Below are 17,871 nucleotides of genomic sequence, written 5' to 3' on the forward strand. Positions count from 1 at the left end.
AAGTCATGAGTATTGTAAAAATTGAAAATGTCCGTGTCTTAGATCCAATTCAGCAAACAGATTCGGTGCAAACTGTTTATTTAGAACAGGGTAAATTGGTTGCTGCCACAGATGCAGTAGAAACGACACTGGATGGTCAAGGCAAATGGTTAATGCCAACCATGGTCGATTTATGTGCACGCTTACGTGAACCAGGTCAGCAACAACATGGTACGTTGAAGTCAGAAGGTAAGGCTGCACGTGAGAATGGTATTTTGCACGTATTTACCCCACCAGATTCAAAACCAATTGTGCAAGACAATGGCGCTTTAATCCACGGTCTAGTCGAAAAGGCGATGTTGGATGGTGGCATTTATCTACAAGTCATTGGTGCGCAAACCCAAGGTCTAAAAGGGCAACAACCTGCGAACATGGCAGGCTTGAAAAAAGGCGGTTGTACCGCTGTTTCAAATGCCAATGCGCCTTTTGCCAATGATGATGTGGTGATTCGTACTTTGGAATATGCAGCAGGTTTGGGTCTTACAGTGGTATTCTATGCTGAAGAACCGCAAATTGCCAAAGATGGCTGTGTGCACGAAGGTTTCATTGCATCCCGTCAAGGTTTGCCAATGATTCCAGCTTTGGCTGAAACGGTAGCGATTGCTAAATATTTACTCATGATTGAAGCAACTGGCGTACATGCGCATTTTAGCTTGTTATCCTGTGGGGCTTCGGTAGAGCTAATCAAGATTGCTAAAGAGAAAGGTTTGCCTGTAACGGCAGATGTGGCAATGCATCAACTGCACTTAACTGATAGTCTGATTGATGGTTTCAATGCTTTGGCGCATGTGCGTCCACCACTTCGTTCTGAAAAAGACCAAGAGCGTTTACGCCAAGGGGTCAAAGATGGCGTGATTGATGCGATCTGTACTCATCATGAACCATTAAGCAGCTCGGCGAAAATGGCACCATTTGCTGAAACAGAGCCAGGTTTCACGGCATTTGATACTTATGTGTCTTTAGGTGTGCAATTGGTCAAAGAAGGTCTATTTACCCCATTGGAATGGGTGGAGAAAGTAACTTTGGCACCAGCGAAAGTTGCCAATATGCAAGACCGTTGGGTGCAAGAAGCTGGATGGGTATTGGTAGATCCTGATTTGGAGTGGACCTTAACCAAGGAAAGCATTTTGTCCCAAGGTAAAAATACACCGTTAATTAATCAGACGTTGACAGGGAAAGTATTACAAACTTTTCATGCTTAATTTTTGATAGAAAAAAGCCAGCAATTGCTGGCTTTTTTTATAACTTGCTTTTGAGTAATGGTAGAAGAGGTTCTGAAAATACAATAATTTACACTGTTTAAAAAATGAGCATATACACTATTTCAATAATGCTTCAAAAGAATAAGAGGGCAGAAAATGCTGACAAATATTATTGAATTACTGCAGCAACAAGTAACACCCATGGTTTTACAGTCGGAGACTGAACATTTACTTGAAAAGAAACATGCGCTAGATAATTTTTATCCTATTCTGTTAAGTTTGTTGAAAGACAAACCAGAGTATATTTCAGAGTTACAAAACCATTTAAACCCGCGCTTAACTGATATTTTTACCTCACATACCTCGCTCAAAGAAAAATTCATAGAAGCGATTGGGGCAACCGCACCACCATCAGAAATAGAAGAAGCTCTGAATCATGCCATTGCTCCGACCATAGGGGTACTGGAAACGCAAGCTGGCTCAAGTAATCAGCATAGCATTGAGCATTTTTTACAGCAGCATGCCACTGATATTGCAGTAGCCTTACCTTTGTGGGCTAAACCCTTATTGGCGGCATTAGGGGTGAATACTTTGGTTGGACAAACCGTACATCAAAGTCCAAGTTCAACATCTTATATTGGGGCTGAGAAATCTACGCGCTGGTGGGTACCAGTATTATTTATCGTGATACTGGGGTTAATTTGTGCATTGCTATTCAAAATGTGTAGTCGCGAAGAACAGCCGAGTACTGTAGCGAATACCAATGTTTCGAGCATACCTGCTAAATTTCAGCTGACAACGGGGCAAGATGGCTTACTTGTGACCTGTCAAATTTTGACTGCAAACAAATCCTATATTGATATTTTGCAAAACGAAGTGAAACAGATATTTGCCCATCCTTTGGGGTGTGGAGCGGATGATAATATTAATTTACATACGGCATTTATTGATCAGGATGCCATTCCGAGTGTATTGAAAATCATAAAAGGTGCTCCAAATGTATCCATCACGTGGATGGGGGATCAATTGGCTATTCAGGCTGAAAGTAATACGGTTGCGAATGATTTGGCTCAGAAAATGCAACCTTTAGTACCGAATATGCACATTGTGACCCAGCAACCATTAGATGTGGGTAAAGCAGTAAATACTAGTGTTAGTGATGCGGAAAAAGCCCTTTCCAGCTTGAATCCAGAGCATATTAGAGCATTGGATGTCGCAACGGCACTGAATTTACAGATTATTAATTTTGAACCCTATTCGAGTGATATTCCTGAAATCAATAAGTCTATTCTGGATCAGGCAGCGGCATTGATTAAACGTGCTCCGCAAGTGGAACTGGTGATTGAGGGGCATACAGACAATGTCGGTACAGCCCAAGAAAACAAAGAGCTTTCAGTAAAAAGAGCGCAAGCAGTGATGGCGTATTTGGTTAAACAAGGGGTTGATCCTGCCAAACTCCAGGCTGTAGGTCTCGGAGCTGAGCAACCGATTGCCGAGAATGGGACACCAGAAGGTCAATTTAAAAACCGCCGTATTGAGTTTGAAGTGCTGAACACTGAAACTGGTAAAGTCCGTCAAGTGAATGAGGAAGGGGTCAATTCTGGCAGCGGATATTAAATCGCTGATTTGGCATTAAACTTAGAAGATGATTCGAGACAAGGGCTTTACTGTGATGCAGCAAAGCCCTTTGTTATTTCAGCTTGAAAATATGCTGAAGCCATGAAAACTTTAGAATTATGTCTATACAAATTTGGGAAGTGTGCAGGTATTGGCTTAAAATAGAATGGATGATGAACAGTAACAATAAATTTAGACGAGCATATAGATGAGAAGATCGATTCATAAAGAGAAGCATAATTTAGAAAAAACAGGTTGGTTGCGTGCAGCAGTATTGGGGGCAAATGATGGCATTATCTCTGTCACCAGTCTGGTGATTGGGGTAGTTGCCAGTGGTGCGGGGCAGCAGACGATTTTTATTACCTGCCTAGCGGGTTTGATTTCTGGTGCAATCTCAATGGCTGCCGGGGAATATATCTCGGTCAAGTCTCAGGCTGATATTGAAGAGGCCGATTTGGCTCTAGAACGCCGAGAACTGGAAATTAATCCAGAACAGGAATTAAAAGAGTTAACCCAAATTTATATTCATCGAGGATTGGATGAACAGTTGGCACATGAAGTTGCAGTCCAATTAACAGCACATGATTCTTTGGCTGCACATGCACGTGATGAAATTGGTATTAATGAAATGACGGTTGCCAAGCCTATACAGGCAGCCTTGTCATCTGCCTTGTCGTTTTCAGTAGGTGCGGTGATTCCCTTGTTGGCCGTGCTATTTGCTCCCGCACACTATCTCGCGAATTCAATCGTGATTGTTTCAGTTTTTGCATTATTAGGACTTGGCGCACTGGCAAGCTATACCGCAGGCTCGCCAGTCTGGAAAGGGGCACTCAGAGTATTATTCTGGGGTTGTTTTGCAATGTTAATCACCAGTGCAATTGGTTCTTTATTCGATGTAAATGTGGCTTAAGACTCAAGTCTAAAGCCCTTCATGACTTTCCGATGAAATGCAGTTGAAGCGCTTAAATTTTATTTTCCATTTGATAAAAATGTGATAATTATAACGTAATGTATCTGATAGTTTGGATACATAGAGGTTTCAGGACAGAAACTGGTAAGCGACAAAAAAATTAAACAAGGAGTTTAAGATGCTTCAATTACTCAGAAAGTTACTTTGTTTCCACATTTATGAATATGAGCAAATGCAGGAAATAGGTGAACATCTGGAATGCAGGAAATGCGGGGATAATAAAGCGACGTAGTTGTTGAATTGTTCTAGCTAAATCCGAAGTGAGTCAATCATTTCGGATTTTGTACATTTAGCATCTGTGAAAAACGATGAGTTTATTTTTCATCAAGTTGGTTATCTGATTCGCTAAAGCCGTTACAATGATTTCACCCTGTTTTTATCGATTCAAAATGTCTAAAGATTTTAAAAAAGAAACTTATATTGTGGATGATCAGCTTGCGGATACACTGACATGGCTGTGTCAGCATCAAGATTGCTATGAACGTTTTGAGTATGATGCCATCGCGGAGCAATTAACGGTTTATCATGCCAATGGTGCGGATATTATTCGAAAAGGGGATTATCTGAATGCTCAATACGGCATTTTGATTACCGCTCATAATTTTGCGGGTTAAGCTGCTGATTGATTCAGTGAATATAAAAATCTTAAATTAAATACAAATAAAAAAGCCAATTCATAGAACTGGCTTTTTTATTGCGCTTAAGAACTAGAAGTTCTATTAGCCTGCCATTGCATCTACTGAAAGTTCAGCAACAGTCGGTTTTGCTTTTTCAGCAACTAAACCTAATTTATTGAAGAGTTTTTTGTCGCGACCTTCACCTGCGTTTGGAGTCGTCAGCAATTTCTCACCTGAGAACAGCGAGTTTGCACCAGCCATGAACGCGAGTGCTTGGTCTGAATCAGAAAGAGACTCACGACCCGCAGAAAGGCGAATATAGCTTTCAGGCATAATGATACGCGCAACCGCGATGGTACGAATCCACTCAGTGACTTCTAGTTTTTCAACATCTGCCAAAGGTGTACCTTCAATTGGAACGAGCATGTTGATTGGCACAGACTCAGGGTGAATTGGTAAGGTTGCAAGTTCAAGCAATAGACCAATACGATCCGCGGTGTCTTCACCAAGACCAACAATACCGCCACTACATACTTTCATGCCTGCACCGCGTACATACTCGAGTGTATTTAAGCGATCATCAAAAGTACGCGTACTGATGATGTTTGAATAGTATTCGCGTGAAGTATCGAGGTTGTGGTTGTAGTAATCTAGACCAGCATCTTTTAAACGTTCAGCTTGAGACTGGTTTAACATACCCAAGGTCATGCAAGTTTCTAAACCTAAAGCTTTTACTTCACGAACCATTTCAAGGACATAAGGCATATCGCGCTCATGTGGGTTACGCCATGCAGCACCCATACAGAAGCGAGATGAACCAGACTCTAATGCTTCTTTTGCTTCGCTAATCACTTTTTCTACGGCAATGCGTTTTTCTGCTTCTAGCTTTGAATCGTAGCGTGCAGACTGAGAGCAGTATTTGCAATCTTCAGGGCATTTACCTGTTTTAATAGATAATAAAGTGCTGACTTGAATGGTATTGGCATCGAAATGCTCACGATGAACTTTTTGAGCTTGGAAAACCAAGTCTAAAAAAGGTTGTTCATATAAAGCTTGAATTTCTTCACGCGTCCAATCATTACGTACAGTCATTCTAGGAAGTCCATCATCTGTATTCTTTATTGGCTTTAATAATACAGATTTCGTGCCAAAACCAAAGGCAAAAAAAACCAAAACTTATGGTATCTGACGATTAATTTTGGTAGAAAGAATGAGTGATTAGATATAAGACTTAGTCACAAAGTCAGCTATTTTTACTGAATATTCCATGCAAAGTTTTTAATTACAGCAATAAATATTGTGGCAAACACGTAACTATCCTTTTTATAAAACAATAACTTTGCAAAGATCTGTAAAAGCTCGCACTATAAATTCACAATAGAATCTTAGTTTTAAACTGTTTGAGATTTAATCAGCTGCTCTTGAATTGCCCAGTCGATATGGACTTGCACAATATCATCATGCAAGTGACGCGTTTCATGCAAAGTTTGTAGAATTAAGCTAGAAAATGGGGCATTTCCTAAACCAATTGCGATATTTCGCATAAAGCTTTGATAGCCTGTGCGCCGTATTGGACTGCCTTCGGTATTGGCTAAAAATGTAGCTTCATCCCAATGCCATAAATCGAGTAAAGTGACCCGATCTAGGTCATGGCGTGGGTTGAAATCTTCAATACTGGCTTTTTGCGCAAAACTGTTCCAAGGGCAGATCAGTTGGCAGTCATCACAGCCAAACACCCGATTGCCAATGCCGCGTCTGAGTTCTTCAGGAATAATGCCTTTGTATTCAATGGTCAAATAAGCAATACATTTACGAGCATCAAGCATATAGGGTTCGACAATGGCCTGCGTCGGGCAAATATCGATACAGGCTGTACATGAACCACAATGCTTGGTGGTCGGTTCATCAAAGGGTAAATCGAGCGAAGTAAATAATTCCCCTAAGACAAAGAATGACCCTGATTTTTTATGAATCAATAAGGTATGTTTACCTGTCCAGCCCATGCCTGCATTTTCAGCCAAAGACTTCTCGAAAATGGGGGCTGAATCGGCAAAAGGGCGCGATTCAAAATCACCTACACGTTCCCGAATACGAGTTGCTAAAGTTTTAAGACGTCCACGCATGATTTTGTGATAGTCACGTCCCCGTGCATAACGCGCAATAATTGCGGCATTGGGTTCGTTGGGAACATAGCGCGGCTTTGGTGTTTCCACCAAATAGTTCATCCGTACACAGATAATGCTGCGTGTCCCTGGAACCAGTAGGGTCGGATCGGCACGCTTGTCCAAGTTTTCCTCAAGATAGGTCATATCTGCATGATAACCGCGTTTTAAATATTCTTTAAAACGTTCTAATTCTGCTTGAGCATCTGGTTTGGCAATGACACAATCAGCAAAACCCAAGTCTAAAGCCTGAGCTTTGATCCATGCTTTGAGTTCTTGAGGATCAAGCTGTTGCAGTGAGATTTTTGAGGAAGAAGAGGTCGAAGCCATAAACCAATAATAGGGGAAAACATGCAACGTTCAGTTTACCATAGCAGCGAAATTCAAGCATGGGAGCAACGTTGGTTTGCTCAGCAAAATTCATCATTGGGCTTAATGCAGCAAGCGGCTTGGACAATTGTGCAACAGTTGTTGCCAAAATTTGAACAAAAACAGATTAAAAAAATAGCAGTATGGTGTGGGCAGGGCAACAATGCAGGGGATGGTTACTTTATTGCAGGTTATTTAAAGCAGGTAGGTTTGCACGTCACGGTTTTCACCACAGAACGCGGTCCTTCTGCCGATTTACATCAGGCTTACTTATTTGCCCAGTCACAGCATGTTGCTTTTAAGGCTCTTGAAACACTAATTTTAGATTCAGGATCACAACAACAATTAGCGCAATTTGAATGCCATGTTGATGCTTTATTTGGTATCGGATTGAATCGTGAGCTGAATCCAACTTGGCAAAAGATTATTCATGTGTTCAATGCACAAGCGGGATTGAAAATCGCGGTGGATATTCCAAGCGGTTTACAGGCAAATACAGGTCAAGCTTTGCCTTGTGCCATTCAGGCGAATCACACATTTACCTTGCTGGGCTATAAAGCAGGCTTATTTACAGGTCAGGGAAAGGAGTTTGTGGGGCAACTGCATTTACTCAGCCTTATTCCTCGTGATGAAAAATTACGTCCCATCGCTCAGTTATCACCAAAGTATATTATGTTGCCGCAACGACAAGCTTTTGGGCATAAAGGCAGTTATGGGCATGTTTTGGTGGTCGGTGGTCATGCCGATATGGGCGGTGCCGTGATGATGGCAGCAGAAGCCGCCTTTCATGCAGGTGCGGGCAAAGTCAGTGTGGTTTGTCATGCCAAGCATCATCAAGCGATTTTGTCGCGTGCACCGAATATTATGGTACGTGATATCAATGCTTTCGATAAAGAGGACATACAACAGCTACTTTCACATATTGATGCCGTCTGTTTTGGCATGGGACTCGGGCGGGATGAGTGGGCAGCACAGATCTTTCAGTTGTGGTTCGAACTACTTAACCAAAATGCACATTTAGAAGTTGTCTTAGATGCAGATGGTCTCTGGTTCTTGGCGAAAGACAAGCAAAAACTGAATGGTCATATTTATGCAACGCCGCATTCGGGTGAAGCAGCGACTTTATTGGGCTGCACGGCAGCGGAAATTGAACAAGATCGGATTGCTGCGATACATCGCCTCAAAGAGACCTTTGCCGGACAATGGGTGCTGAAAGGTGCTGGCAGTTTAATCTTAGAGTTAGAGGATGAGCTGTATATTTGTACCCAAGGTAATGCGGGTATGGGTACAGGAGGCATGGGCGATGTATTGGCAGGCATGGTGGCGAGTTTAAAGGCGCAATTCCATGAAGATATTACCTTGCATGAAATTGTAACTTTGCATGCCCAAGCGGGTGATCTGTTAGCACAGCAAGGAATGCGTGGTTTACAGGCACATGCGATGGGTGAGGCTATCTATCAAGTGGTAAATGGAAACCAGCGATGAACAAGAGCTATAAACTCACCATTTCAGGCAAAGTACAGGGTGTGGGCTATCGTCGCTGGTTTCAGCGTCAAGCTCTACAATTGCAAGTCCAAGGCTGGGTCAGAAATTTAGCCACAGGAGAAGTTGAAGCCCTAGTTATCTCAGACTCAGAAACACTTGAAGTTATGATTGAACGTGCTTACCAAGGACCACCGCTGGCACAGGTAAGCGAAGTGGTCTGGATTGAAGTGGAAAGCATTACGTCAGCGAATGATTTTCAGATCTTGAAGTAAATCAGTCTTAGACCACTCGCTTAGATCTTCTTAAGTTATCGTCTTCGGCTGCTGGAGCGACTGCGTCCACGTGCCATGCCTCCTAGCGCATTGAGTACAGCCAATTTACTCATACTGCCTGACGCATGTGCATGACAAATGGCAGCGGCCAGTGCATCGGCAGCATCGGCTTGTGGGGTCACACTCAGATTGAGCAGTTTGACCACCATCATTTGGACTTGTTCTTTATCCGCCGCACCATATCCCACAACGGATTGTTTGATCTGACGTGCCGTATATTCTGCGACTTGAAGGTCTAAATTCACCAAAGCAGCAATAGCGGCACCACGTGCTTGCCCGAGTTTGAGTGCAGAGTCAGGGTTTTGCGCCATAAAGACCTGTTCAACTGCGGCTTCAGTCGGTCCGTGGAATTTTACAATGCGCTCAACACCCGCGAAGATACGTTTCAAACGCTCAGGCATATCCTGACTTTCGGTGCGAATCGTGCCAGCATCCACAAAGCGTAATTTTTGACCGTCTTTTTCTATAATTCCGTAGCCAGTGAGGCGTGAACCGGGGTCAATCCCAATGATTAGTGACATAACTTCGCTTAATAAAATTTGAAATATTGATGCAGTTTTGCACGTGATGTTGGAATTATATGTTTATCAGCACAACGAAGAACAGCTATTTCGTTTGAATCATAGATAGAGCTGACTATTCGCCTATATTTTTCTCAATCACATCTTCTTGGATTTTATTTTTAAAAGGAATTGATGAGCATGATGCAGATGAAACCCGTGAATTGAATCATTCACGGGCTGTAAATGAATTTAGAATTTCCACTGTAAAGCCAACGAAGCATTTAAAGGATCACCAGGCTGAATCCAAAGTTCGTTATAACTTGCAATGTAGTAGGTTTTGTCCAGTAGGTTGTTGATATTCAATTGATAACGTAATTGTTCCGATGGCGCATAATAGGCGTTTAAATTCACTAAAGTGTATTCAGGGAGATTAAATCCATTGTCGGTACTGTGCCCGCTACGTTCTCCAACATAAATTGCAGTTGCGCCAAGCCCCATTTTGTTTGCATTTTCCAATACCCATTCGTAATTGCCACTGATCGAACCACTGTGTTTTGGCACATTACTTAGGCGAGCACCTTTGCTTAGAGTTTGGTCTTTTTCAACATGAGCATCGGTATAGCTATAATTGGCACGTAAGGAAAATTGATCGTTGAGTTGAGATGCTAAATCAATCTCAATACCTTTGCTTGAAACTTCACCCGCTGTAACTTGATAGTTGCTGTCTGTCGGATCTGTCGTCAATACATTCTCTTTGAGCATTTTAAAAAGGGCGATACTCAAGAGGCTTTGTGGGTTAATCTGATATTTGCTTCCAATTTCATAACTTTTGCCTTTTTCAGGATCGAAGACTTTACCATAACGATCCATACCGCTATTAAGTGCGAAGGAATGTCCATAATTTGCATACCATGACCAAACATCATTGATGCGATAATTTAACCCCAAGCGTGGACTGGTCTGGTTGAAGTCTCTTTTACTGGTGGTATGGGTTAATTTGTTTTGAAAATCTTGTGTGACATGGTCAAAGCGAGCACCCATCAGCACACTCCATTGATCATTCAGGAAAATCTGATCTTGAAGATTCAATGCAAAATAACCTTGTTTTTCCTCGGTATTAATGAATAAGGGAAGAGCAGGAAGAGATTGTCCATATACAGGGGTGTAGATGTCGATCGTATTTGGAACGCTGCTACTGTGATTAAGACGAAGTTGAAGCTGCCTATAATCTAAACGTCCAACTTCAGAACTTACTAGGATTTCATGTTTTGCCCAGTCTTGCAGCACAGTGCCGAGAAATTCCGTTTGAAATAAAGCATCATCACTTTTATTGTCACGATAACGACGCTGACGCTCTAAGGTTTGAGCATCACTTTGAATTTTACGAGGCTCACTGGAAAAACCTTTTAACTGAGCATCTTTAAAGCTCAGGGCATTGGTCATTTTCCAAGAGTCATTCAATTCGTGTGCGAGACGAAACTGATAGAAATAGTCTTTTTGAATATGATCTCCATCGTCAGGTTCACCCGTAAACGTTTCTGGACTCATAAGGAACTGTTTTTGATAACTGCTCACACCGCGGTCAAAAGTGCCACGCTGCTGGGTAAATTCACTGTCGAAATCGAATTGAGTTTGATCCGATATTTTCCAAGTCAATTGCGGGGAGAAAAACCAGCGACTACTGCTGACATGGTCACGAAAACTTTGATTATCTTCATGAGCAATTGCAATTCGATATGCAAGTTCGTCATTCACTGGCGCAGTATGTTCAAAACTCGCACGATATTTTTCTAGGGTATTGGTACGTAAATTCACTTCACTTTGGCTTTCCCATTTGGGCTGTTTAGTGTTGATATTTAATAGTCCACCCGCTTCACCACGTCCATAAAGTGCTGCCATAGGCCCTTTTAAAAAGTCGAGTGATTCAATATTCACCATATCGCGTGGGGCACTTAAGCCACGATTGACGCTCAGTCCATTGCGGATGATTTGTGCGCCGATATTTGGATCGGTACTAAAACCGCGGAAGGAATAGTTGTCCCAAAAACCACCCCCATAATTGGTTTGATGGTAGACGCCGCTCACCTGAGATAATGCATCATCGATACGTTGCACATCTTGTTGCTGAATTTGCGCTTGGGATACGAGACTCCGATTGAAAGGCACATCAAGAATATCGTGGGAAAATTTGGTTAACGCCGTAGTTTGTTTCTGGCTTTCAGATTCTGATTCGGCTTGTAGTTGAATAGTCTTGAGTAATTCAGGGGGTGCTTCTGCCCAAGTCAGGGGGGCGAGGAGAGACAAGCCAAGGCTAGAATAAAAGATGTAAAAAGGATGATTCATGCGTATAAAAACAGTATTAATGTAATGTTATAACATTTTATATTTTTATGATTGGAATGCTAGTGCAATTTTCATTTGAAATTTAAATAATAAAAATGAGTAATTCTAATAGCTTATTTACGTTCATTATGTATCTTGAAGAGTTATCTTCCTGTTGGGGTATTGGAAAAATAGCGTATCAATACGATAAACAAGGTATGTTTCATAAAAAGTGAGTATGAAATAGGGGCAATAGGTTTAGATTGTTTATACAATTTTTTGAGTCAGCACTTTAAAAAATCAAAAAAGCCCTTATAGATATTCTTAGTCATCAAAAAATGAAGTCTTATAAGCTTTGGGATGATGACCTTTATTTTTATTTTAGAGATTTGATTAGTTTTCATGAAATTATTTCTGATTGTTCTTGCTGGCTTAATTCTGGAAGTATTCGTCTGGATCGGCGTAGGTGATCTCGTCGGCAGTATGTGGTACGTATTTTTCTGGTTTGTCGCTGCCTTCTTTATCGGACTAAATATTGTCCGTAAATATTCGGCTGGGATTATGCCGCAAATGCAACAAATGCAAACTGGACAAATGAGTGGTGATCCTGCCTTTACCAGCAACTTACCGAAGATCTTTGCGGGTTTTCTATTGTTAATTCCTGGTTTAATCAGTGATGTACTGGCTGTATTACTGCTTATTCCCGCAGTACAAACCGCATTACAAGCAGCGTTCATGAAAACCATGATGAAACGTCAGCAAGCCATGATGGATAAAATGATGGGCGGTATGATGGGAGATATGAATGGTGGCATGGGCGGAGCGCAAGGACAAAACCCTTTTGCTGATTTGATGCGCCAAATGCAAGACATGCAAAATCAGCAGGCTGGTGGCCAATATCGTGATTCTAGCGTGATTGATGGTGAAGCTCGTGAAGTGACACCAGAAGCAAAGAAAATTGAAATGAAAGATATTAATAAATAATCAAATTCATTCAAGCAATCATTAAACCGAAGCGTCTGCGAAGATCCTTCGGTTTTTTATATGTGATAAATACAGTAAAAAATTGAACAAGCGTTATAATCAGGCACTCATGCAATTTAACTGCTTTATAACAATATGTCTTTACTTCTTACCATCTGCGCTTTGCACTTTGTTGCTCAATTGACCCCTGGTCCCGATGTACTACTGATTGCCAAAAGTTCGGCTTCCACAACACGGTTAAATACCTTGAAAATCATTCTTGGCATTTCCGCGGGGATTGTGGTTTGGGTGGTACTGACCTTGTTGGGCTTTACCGTGCTGATTGAACAGTTCCCGTGGATTCAGCAAGTTTTGATGCTGATAGGGGGATTTTTTCTTGCCCGTATGGGATGGGGAATGCTGAAGGAAGGTCTCAACACTGCGCAGAGTCCTCAGTTAGAGGGAACATTAAGCATGCCAGAAGGGAAGCAGAAGTATTTTCTTTTGGGCTTGTTCACCAATTTATCCAATCCAAAGACGCTGATTTATTTTAGTAGCGTATTTTCTTTGGCTTTGGGTTCATCTGCGAATGCCAATTTAAAATCCCAATTGGCTGTCATTATTCCGATTCAAACCTTTTTGGTGTTTAGTCTCTTCATGTTCATCATGTCGACACCAAAAATCAAAGCCTTATATCAACGTGCAGGGCACTATATCGACATATTGTCAGGTGCATTATTTCTGGTGTTTGCCATTTGGTTATGGTACGACGCTATTCAGATGTTTTAGGAGTCACGTGATCTGATGTTGCAAGTGGAGCTGAAGCCGTGTTGTCGGTTTCAGTTTTCTTTGCAGCATCTGCATAACTGTTTGGTTTGAGCGTTGTTTCGGTGTTTTCGGAACCCTGAAATTTACGACTGCGGTTTGCACGCTCGCGGAGTCCTCCTTTTTTGATGAGTTGTACCATCGATAAGTCCTCAAATGAATTTGCCTGTAGTTTACTCGAATAATTGGCATAGTGACATTTGATCCAAGCTTATAAACCTCGTTACATCTTCAAAATCATCACGTTTAAATAAAAGGAAAAGTAAAACAGAAGGCTAGTGGCGGCTTTGTCAAATTTGAACGTTACAGTCGACTTTTCTGCATGACTTTGCTTGTACATTTACAAATAGTCACATAACATGAAGGAAGATTACATTTCCTTATGCTAGGGAGTGTGAAAATAAAAACAACGACTACAGTCAAATAGGAGAATACCTATGCTGTACCAATACCATTGCGCTTGCTGCGACTTAGTGGTCGATTCAGATGTGAAAGAGTGTCCGAATTGCGGCTCCCATAATATTCGTAGTCCATTTGGGTTCTGGATCTTTTGTATCGCGACCTGCTTAGCCGTGGTGATTGTATTTAAAGTTGTACAAGTTTACCTGCATGATCAAGCGGGAACCCCAGTCCAGCCAACCTTATTGGAAACTTTACATCTAAGTAATGATAAGTCCTGAACATATCGCGGCTTATATTCTAAATTGGCGCATAATTGGGTACTGAAAGCAGTGTAGTACTGACCTGAAATAGTTTGCTACGAATATTGGCAATAGCAAATTATTCGAGGCGTGTTTTATATATGGTCATGTTTACTGACGCATTTTCAATGATGTTGAATCAATAGATGCTTTCAGCTTCTCGGGTCTCAGGATTTTCAAAATCATACCTGTTTCTGGATGAATATATTCCGCAAGTAAAGCCAATTCTCGAGCTATTTTCTGGGAGAAAGGTTCCATACTGGGAAAACAAATTTGTCATAAAGTCGGGATAGGGAAATATTCTTGTTTTACTTCATGCTTCGCACGGTTGAGTTGAGCACAAATAAAAAGGAGATCAATTTGGATCTCCTTTTTTATTATTTACCCGTTTTGTCAGGGGTCATCAGCACCTGATTAATATACAGTTGAATCAAACGATCACGGGAACCAATCGATTTTTGGTAATGGGTCGAATTCAGCAGTAAGCACGCACCGTAAGTAACCGTCCAAACATAAGATTGATAGTCACGGATCGACATCGCACTGTTGCTTTCTTTTAAATATTTTTCAGTAATTTCTTTAATACTTAAAATGCGGGCTTCACGAATTTTATAAAGCTCTTCAAATAAGTTATTGAGTTTACGTTCATTGTTGGTCAGACGTTCTTCAATTACATGCAACAAAATCGTACGGTTCGAATTGAGCATATTGTAGAGCATGTATTCAGAAACGTAAGTATGAATGTCGGTATTGAATTTATGAGAAATATCAAGCAAGCGTTGTTCGTTTAGAATGATGAGTTCTAAATACAGTTGATTTTTACTGTCGAAATGCTTGTAAATCGTGCCTTTCGCAATATCTAGCTCTGATGCAAGCTCTTCGAGAGTAATATCTTGATTATTATCAAGTAATAGTTTCTCGGCCATTGCTAAGATTTTTTCTTTACGTAAAAGAAAATTTTGTTGGCGTTCTGAATTCATGCATATGTTCCGTATAAGATCACTATAAAAGAACTTGTGAGAAGACTATAGCAATTTTTTCTTTAACAGAATTAAACTATTGTAGAAGATGTGCCGATAAAAACAACAAATAATCCAGTTTAATCATCAGTAAAACAAGATTGCTAAAGCCTTGGGAGAGATATCTAAATTTCGATACCCATCTATAACTCGGTCAAAATAATGATTTTAAAAGGCTTTGTAAAGTTAAAGTAATGCCCAAATTGCAAGCAATTATGATAACTCTCCAGTGATTTATGCAACGTCTGAACAAATAGGATGATCAGTCTTAGAACAAAGACACTTGATATAGAATTTGATAAATTACGTGATTAATCTTGAATAGCATTCTAAGGTTTCATCCAGATCGTTAAATCTAAATAAATGGTATGTGCAATGTGAGTATGAATTGTATTTTTAAGCCTCGAAGCTGTGCCGTGGTGATTTGAATAAATAGAAAAAATCAAGCTTTATAACGAAAACCATAAGGACACGAGAAATGTCTGCTATGCACAAATCCTGCATTTTAGATGTCATACAATGACTGTCGCAAGAAGGCTGGGATGATGTAAAGACTAGATGCAACAGTATTTATCTGTTTGTAAATAGCCTAAGCTATTTATGCTTACTAGTTTAATAATATTGCATTTGTATATAACCAAATGCGGTTTAAGAACGAAATTCTTTGTCTGGCTAGATACTGCCGAAGGATTGCTCATGCCTGATCTGGTGTATCTAGCTTGAATTTTAAAGTAACGGTTTGAAGCAAAAGAATAAGTTTAGATAGAACTTAAACTCACAAGGAGAAAGTGAATGATTGTCATCGCGACGGATATCCCCGCTATTGAGAATATTGTATGGGATGCATTTAAAAAATATGCACCACCAGATAGTTATTGCGGCATGGATGATATCAGGGCACAGGATGCAACTACAGCAGCGTGCTGGTTTCCGAATGTTGATAAATTATTGGATTTACCTAATTTGGAATTAGTGCATTCCATGGCAGCAGGGGTTGAGCATTTGAACATTCAGGCACTGCATGGCAAATATAAAGTCTGCCGTATTGTCGACAGTAGCCACAAGTCAGCCATGCTGAACTATTTGCTTTGGGGGATTTTGTATTTCCAGCGCCATTTTGATCGCTATTTGAAAAACAATCAACAAGCGATTTGGCAACAACTTCCGCAGCGACCTTCATCGCAGTTCTGTGTGGGGATTATGGGGTTAGGGGAACTGGGTCATCATATTGCTTTAAAACTCAGCGATATGGGTTATCCCGTGGTGGGGTGGTCAAATTCTGCCAAGAATTTGGAAGGTATACAGACGTTTGCAGGTAAAGATGAATTTGCAGCGTTTATTCAGCATCCTCAGGTGCTCATCAATTTGCTGCCGCTCACTGCGGAAACCAAAAACATCCTTTCGGCTAAAACGTTTGAGTTACTGCCTCAAGGTGCTGCAATCATCAATACAGGGCGGGGTGGACATTTAAATGCGGCAGATTTAATAGCAGCGCTGGATTCGGGTCATTTGAGTGGTGCAATTTTGGATGTATTTGAACAGGAACCCTTAAGTCCAGAGAATCCATTGTGGCATCATCCCAATATTGTGGTGACGCCACATATTGCTTCACATGCCGACTTAAATGTGGTGGTGCAGCAGATTGTTCAAAACGATCAGCATGTCATGGCGGGTAAGCAATTATTGAATGAAGTGGATGTTGTACGTGGTTACTAAGTTTTAGCTTTATATCGATACCGCAGGGTAAGCATGCATCCTATAAAAAAACTAGACTTGGCCCATTAAGCTGAGTCTAGTTTTTTTTGATTATTATAGTGCAAGGTAATCATCGTGTGATTCAATAGATGGTTTAGGATTTGATGAGCTGTTTCACTTTAGCGGTGATGGTTGGATTGCAACCTAAAATGGCCATTAAAATAATCGAAATGCCTAAAATACTGTACAGGTCTGGAATTTCGTGCCAGAAAACAAAGCCCCAAATGCCTGCAAAAATAATTGCGATGTAATTCATGGGTCCAATTTGCCCAGCAGGTGCAAGGCTATAGGCATAGGACATAAAAAGTTGGCTAATATTGGCTAACAGCCCAGCTGTAATCAGTAGCGCCAGTTCTTTAATGGTGAATACACGCCAGTGCCAGTACATTGGAATCGATGAAATTAGTGTGCCGAAAATACAGAAATAAAACACGATCCGTTCAGGAGGTTCAGTATTGGTTAAAGCGCGTACGGTCACAAATGCCATTGCAGAGAGGAAACAGGCGCCTAAACCAATAAATGAGATGGCATTGAATACCCCTTGATCGGGTTTCGCCACCATCAGAACCCCCATTAAGCCAACCACCGCAGCGATAATCATGCCTTTGCTAATGCGTTCTTTTAGAAAGAAATAAGCGATTAAGGGAATGAAAATAGGAGAAGAATAACTAAATACCATCGCATTCGATAGTTTAAGATGGGCAATCGCATAAAAAAAGCCATACATGGCTGCCAGCCCGACGATACTGCGCCAAGTATGCATCCATAATTTATCGGTTTTAATAAAACTAAACCCATGCTTCAACAGCATGGGTATAAATATAAATAGTCCAACGGCATTTCTAAAGAACACCACCGTTGGGTTATCGACCGTTTCTGAGGCAAAACGAATGCATACCCCCATAATGGAAAACAGCAAAGCCGAGGTCATGAGACAGAGCAATGCTTTCCCCACTGCATTTGTTCTACTCAGCGTGTTTTGCAACATAA

General features: G+C 41.0%; 17 protein-coding genes. 10 read left to right on the forward strand and 7 right to left on the reverse strand.

Annotation, left to right across the window (positions count from 1 at the left end; translation table 11 throughout):
- Positions 1-5: 5 nt before the first annotated feature.
- The 4 genes from GWK51_RS14645 to GWK51_RS14660 all read left to right on the forward strand — a co-directional run bounded on the left by GWK51_RS14645 (position 6) and on the right by GWK51_RS14660 (position 4,442).
- Positions 6-1,241, forward strand: a complete 1,236-nt coding sequence (locus GWK51_RS14645) for a dihydroorotase (RefSeq protein ID WP_161934260.1) — start codon at positions 6-8, stop codon at positions 1,239-1,241.
- Positions 1,242-1,397: 156 nt separating this feature from the next.
- Positions 1,398-2,858 (forward strand): OmpA family protein, encoded by a 1,461-nt coding sequence (locus tag GWK51_RS14650; protein WP_161934261.1) that lies wholly within the window; start codon positions 1,398-1,400, stop codon positions 2,856-2,858.
- 208 nt (positions 2,859-3,066) lie between these two features.
- A complete protein-coding gene (locus tag GWK51_RS14655) occupies positions 3,067-3,768 on the forward strand; it encodes a VIT1/CCC1 transporter family protein (protein ID WP_161934262.1) in 702 nt (233 codons plus the stop codon).
- A gap of 449 nt (positions 3,769-4,217) precedes the next feature.
- Positions 4,218-4,442, forward strand: a complete 225-nt coding sequence (locus GWK51_RS14660; RefSeq protein WP_142768362.1) for a hypothetical protein — start codon at positions 4,218-4,220, stop codon at positions 4,440-4,442.
- A gap of 105 nt (positions 4,443-4,547) precedes the next feature.
- Here the strand turns inward: GWK51_RS14660 and bioB are convergent, their stop codons facing one another.
- Positions 4,548-5,537: a biotin synthase BioB gene (gene bioB / locus GWK51_RS14665; RefSeq protein ID WP_161934263.1), complete on the reverse strand. Its 990-nt coding sequence runs from the start codon at positions 5,535-5,537 to the stop codon at positions 4,548-4,550.
- A 299-nt stretch (positions 5,538-5,836) separates the two neighbouring features.
- The gene (gene queG / locus GWK51_RS14670) at positions 5,837-6,937 is read right to left on the reverse strand and encodes a tRNA epoxyqueuosine(34) reductase QueG (protein WP_216071782.1); all 1,101 of its coding nucleotides are present in this window, start codon (positions 6,935-6,937) and stop codon (positions 5,837-5,839) included.
- Between the two features lie 21 nt (positions 6,938-6,958).
- Between queG and GWK51_RS14675 the strand changes: the two genes are divergently transcribed.
- Positions 6,959-8,461, forward strand: coding sequence for an NAD(P)H-hydrate dehydratase (locus GWK51_RS14675; protein WP_161934264.1), 1,503 nt, complete (start codon positions 6,959-6,961; stop codon positions 8,459-8,461).
- Positions 8,458-8,733 (forward strand): acylphosphatase, encoded by a 276-nt coding sequence (locus GWK51_RS14680; protein ID WP_161934265.1) that lies wholly within the window; start codon positions 8,458-8,460, stop codon positions 8,731-8,733. Before GWK51_RS14675 ends, GWK51_RS14680 begins: the two co-directional genes overlap by 4 nt.
- Positions 8,734-8,768: 35 nt before the next feature.
- Here GWK51_RS14680 and ruvC read toward each other — a convergent pair whose 3' ends face one another.
- A complete protein-coding gene (gene ruvC / locus GWK51_RS14685; RefSeq protein ID WP_016166549.1) occupies positions 8,769-9,314 on the reverse strand; it encodes a crossover junction endodeoxyribonuclease RuvC in 546 nt (181 codons plus the stop codon).
- A 231-nt stretch (positions 9,315-9,545) separates the two neighbouring features.
- On the reverse strand, positions 9,546-11,639 hold the full coding sequence (locus GWK51_RS14690; protein ID WP_161934266.1) for a TonB-dependent receptor: 2,094 nt from the start codon (positions 11,637-11,639) through the stop codon (positions 9,546-9,548).
- A 381-nt stretch (positions 11,640-12,020) separates the two neighbouring features.
- Here GWK51_RS14690 and GWK51_RS14695 point away from each other — a divergent pair, with 381 nt between their 5' ends.
- Together GWK51_RS14695 and GWK51_RS14700 are read left to right on the forward strand one after the other, a co-directional pair.
- Positions 12,021-12,602 carry an FxsA family protein gene (locus tag GWK51_RS14695; RefSeq protein WP_161934267.1) on the forward strand — a complete coding sequence of 194 codons (582 nt, stop codon included), beginning with the start codon at positions 12,021-12,023 and terminating at the stop codon, positions 12,600-12,602.
- 135 nt (positions 12,603-12,737) lie between these two features.
- Positions 12,738-13,370, forward strand: coding sequence for a LysE family transporter (locus GWK51_RS14700; protein ID WP_161934268.1), 633 nt, complete (start codon positions 12,738-12,740; stop codon positions 13,368-13,370).
- Here the strand turns inward: GWK51_RS14700 and GWK51_RS14705 are convergent.
- Positions 13,354-13,548 (reverse strand): hypothetical protein, encoded by a 195-nt coding sequence (locus GWK51_RS14705; protein ID WP_161934269.1) that lies wholly within the window; start codon positions 13,546-13,548, stop codon positions 13,354-13,356. The two genes, GWK51_RS14700 and GWK51_RS14705, sit on opposite strands and share 17 nt — an antisense overlap.
- Positions 13,549-13,843: 295 nt before the next feature.
- Here GWK51_RS14705 and GWK51_RS14710 point away from each other — a divergent pair, with 295 nt between their 5' ends.
- Complete coding sequence (locus tag GWK51_RS14710; RefSeq protein WP_100241493.1) at positions 13,844-14,086, forward strand: FmdB family zinc ribbon protein; 243 nt, start codon at positions 13,844-13,846, stop codon at positions 14,084-14,086.
- 398 nt (positions 14,087-14,484) lie between these two features.
- On the opposite strand, the gene GWK51_RS14715 is transcribed toward GWK51_RS14710, so the two are convergent.
- Positions 14,485-15,087 carry a TetR/AcrR family transcriptional regulator gene (locus tag GWK51_RS14715; RefSeq protein WP_100241492.1) on the reverse strand — a complete coding sequence of 201 codons (603 nt, stop codon included), beginning with the start codon at positions 15,085-15,087 and terminating at the stop codon, positions 14,485-14,487.
- 831 nt (positions 15,088-15,918) lie between these two features.
- Between GWK51_RS14715 and GWK51_RS14720 the strand changes: the two genes are divergently transcribed.
- Positions 15,919-16,842: a 2-hydroxyacid dehydrogenase gene (locus tag GWK51_RS14720; protein WP_161934270.1), complete on the forward strand. Its 924-nt coding sequence runs from the start codon at positions 15,919-15,921 to the stop codon at positions 16,840-16,842.
- Positions 16,843-16,975: 133 nt separating this feature from the next.
- Here GWK51_RS14720 and GWK51_RS14725 read toward each other — a convergent pair whose 3' ends face one another.
- On the reverse strand, positions 16,976-17,869 hold the full coding sequence (locus GWK51_RS14725) for a DMT family transporter (protein WP_161934271.1): 894 nt from the start codon (positions 17,867-17,869) through the stop codon (positions 16,976-16,978).
- Positions 17,870-17,871: the final 2 nt, after the last annotated feature.

The organism is Acinetobacter kanungonis (assembly GCF_009939195.1).
Lineage (GTDB): Bacteria > Pseudomonadota > Gammaproteobacteria > Pseudomonadales > Moraxellaceae > Acinetobacter > Acinetobacter kanungonis.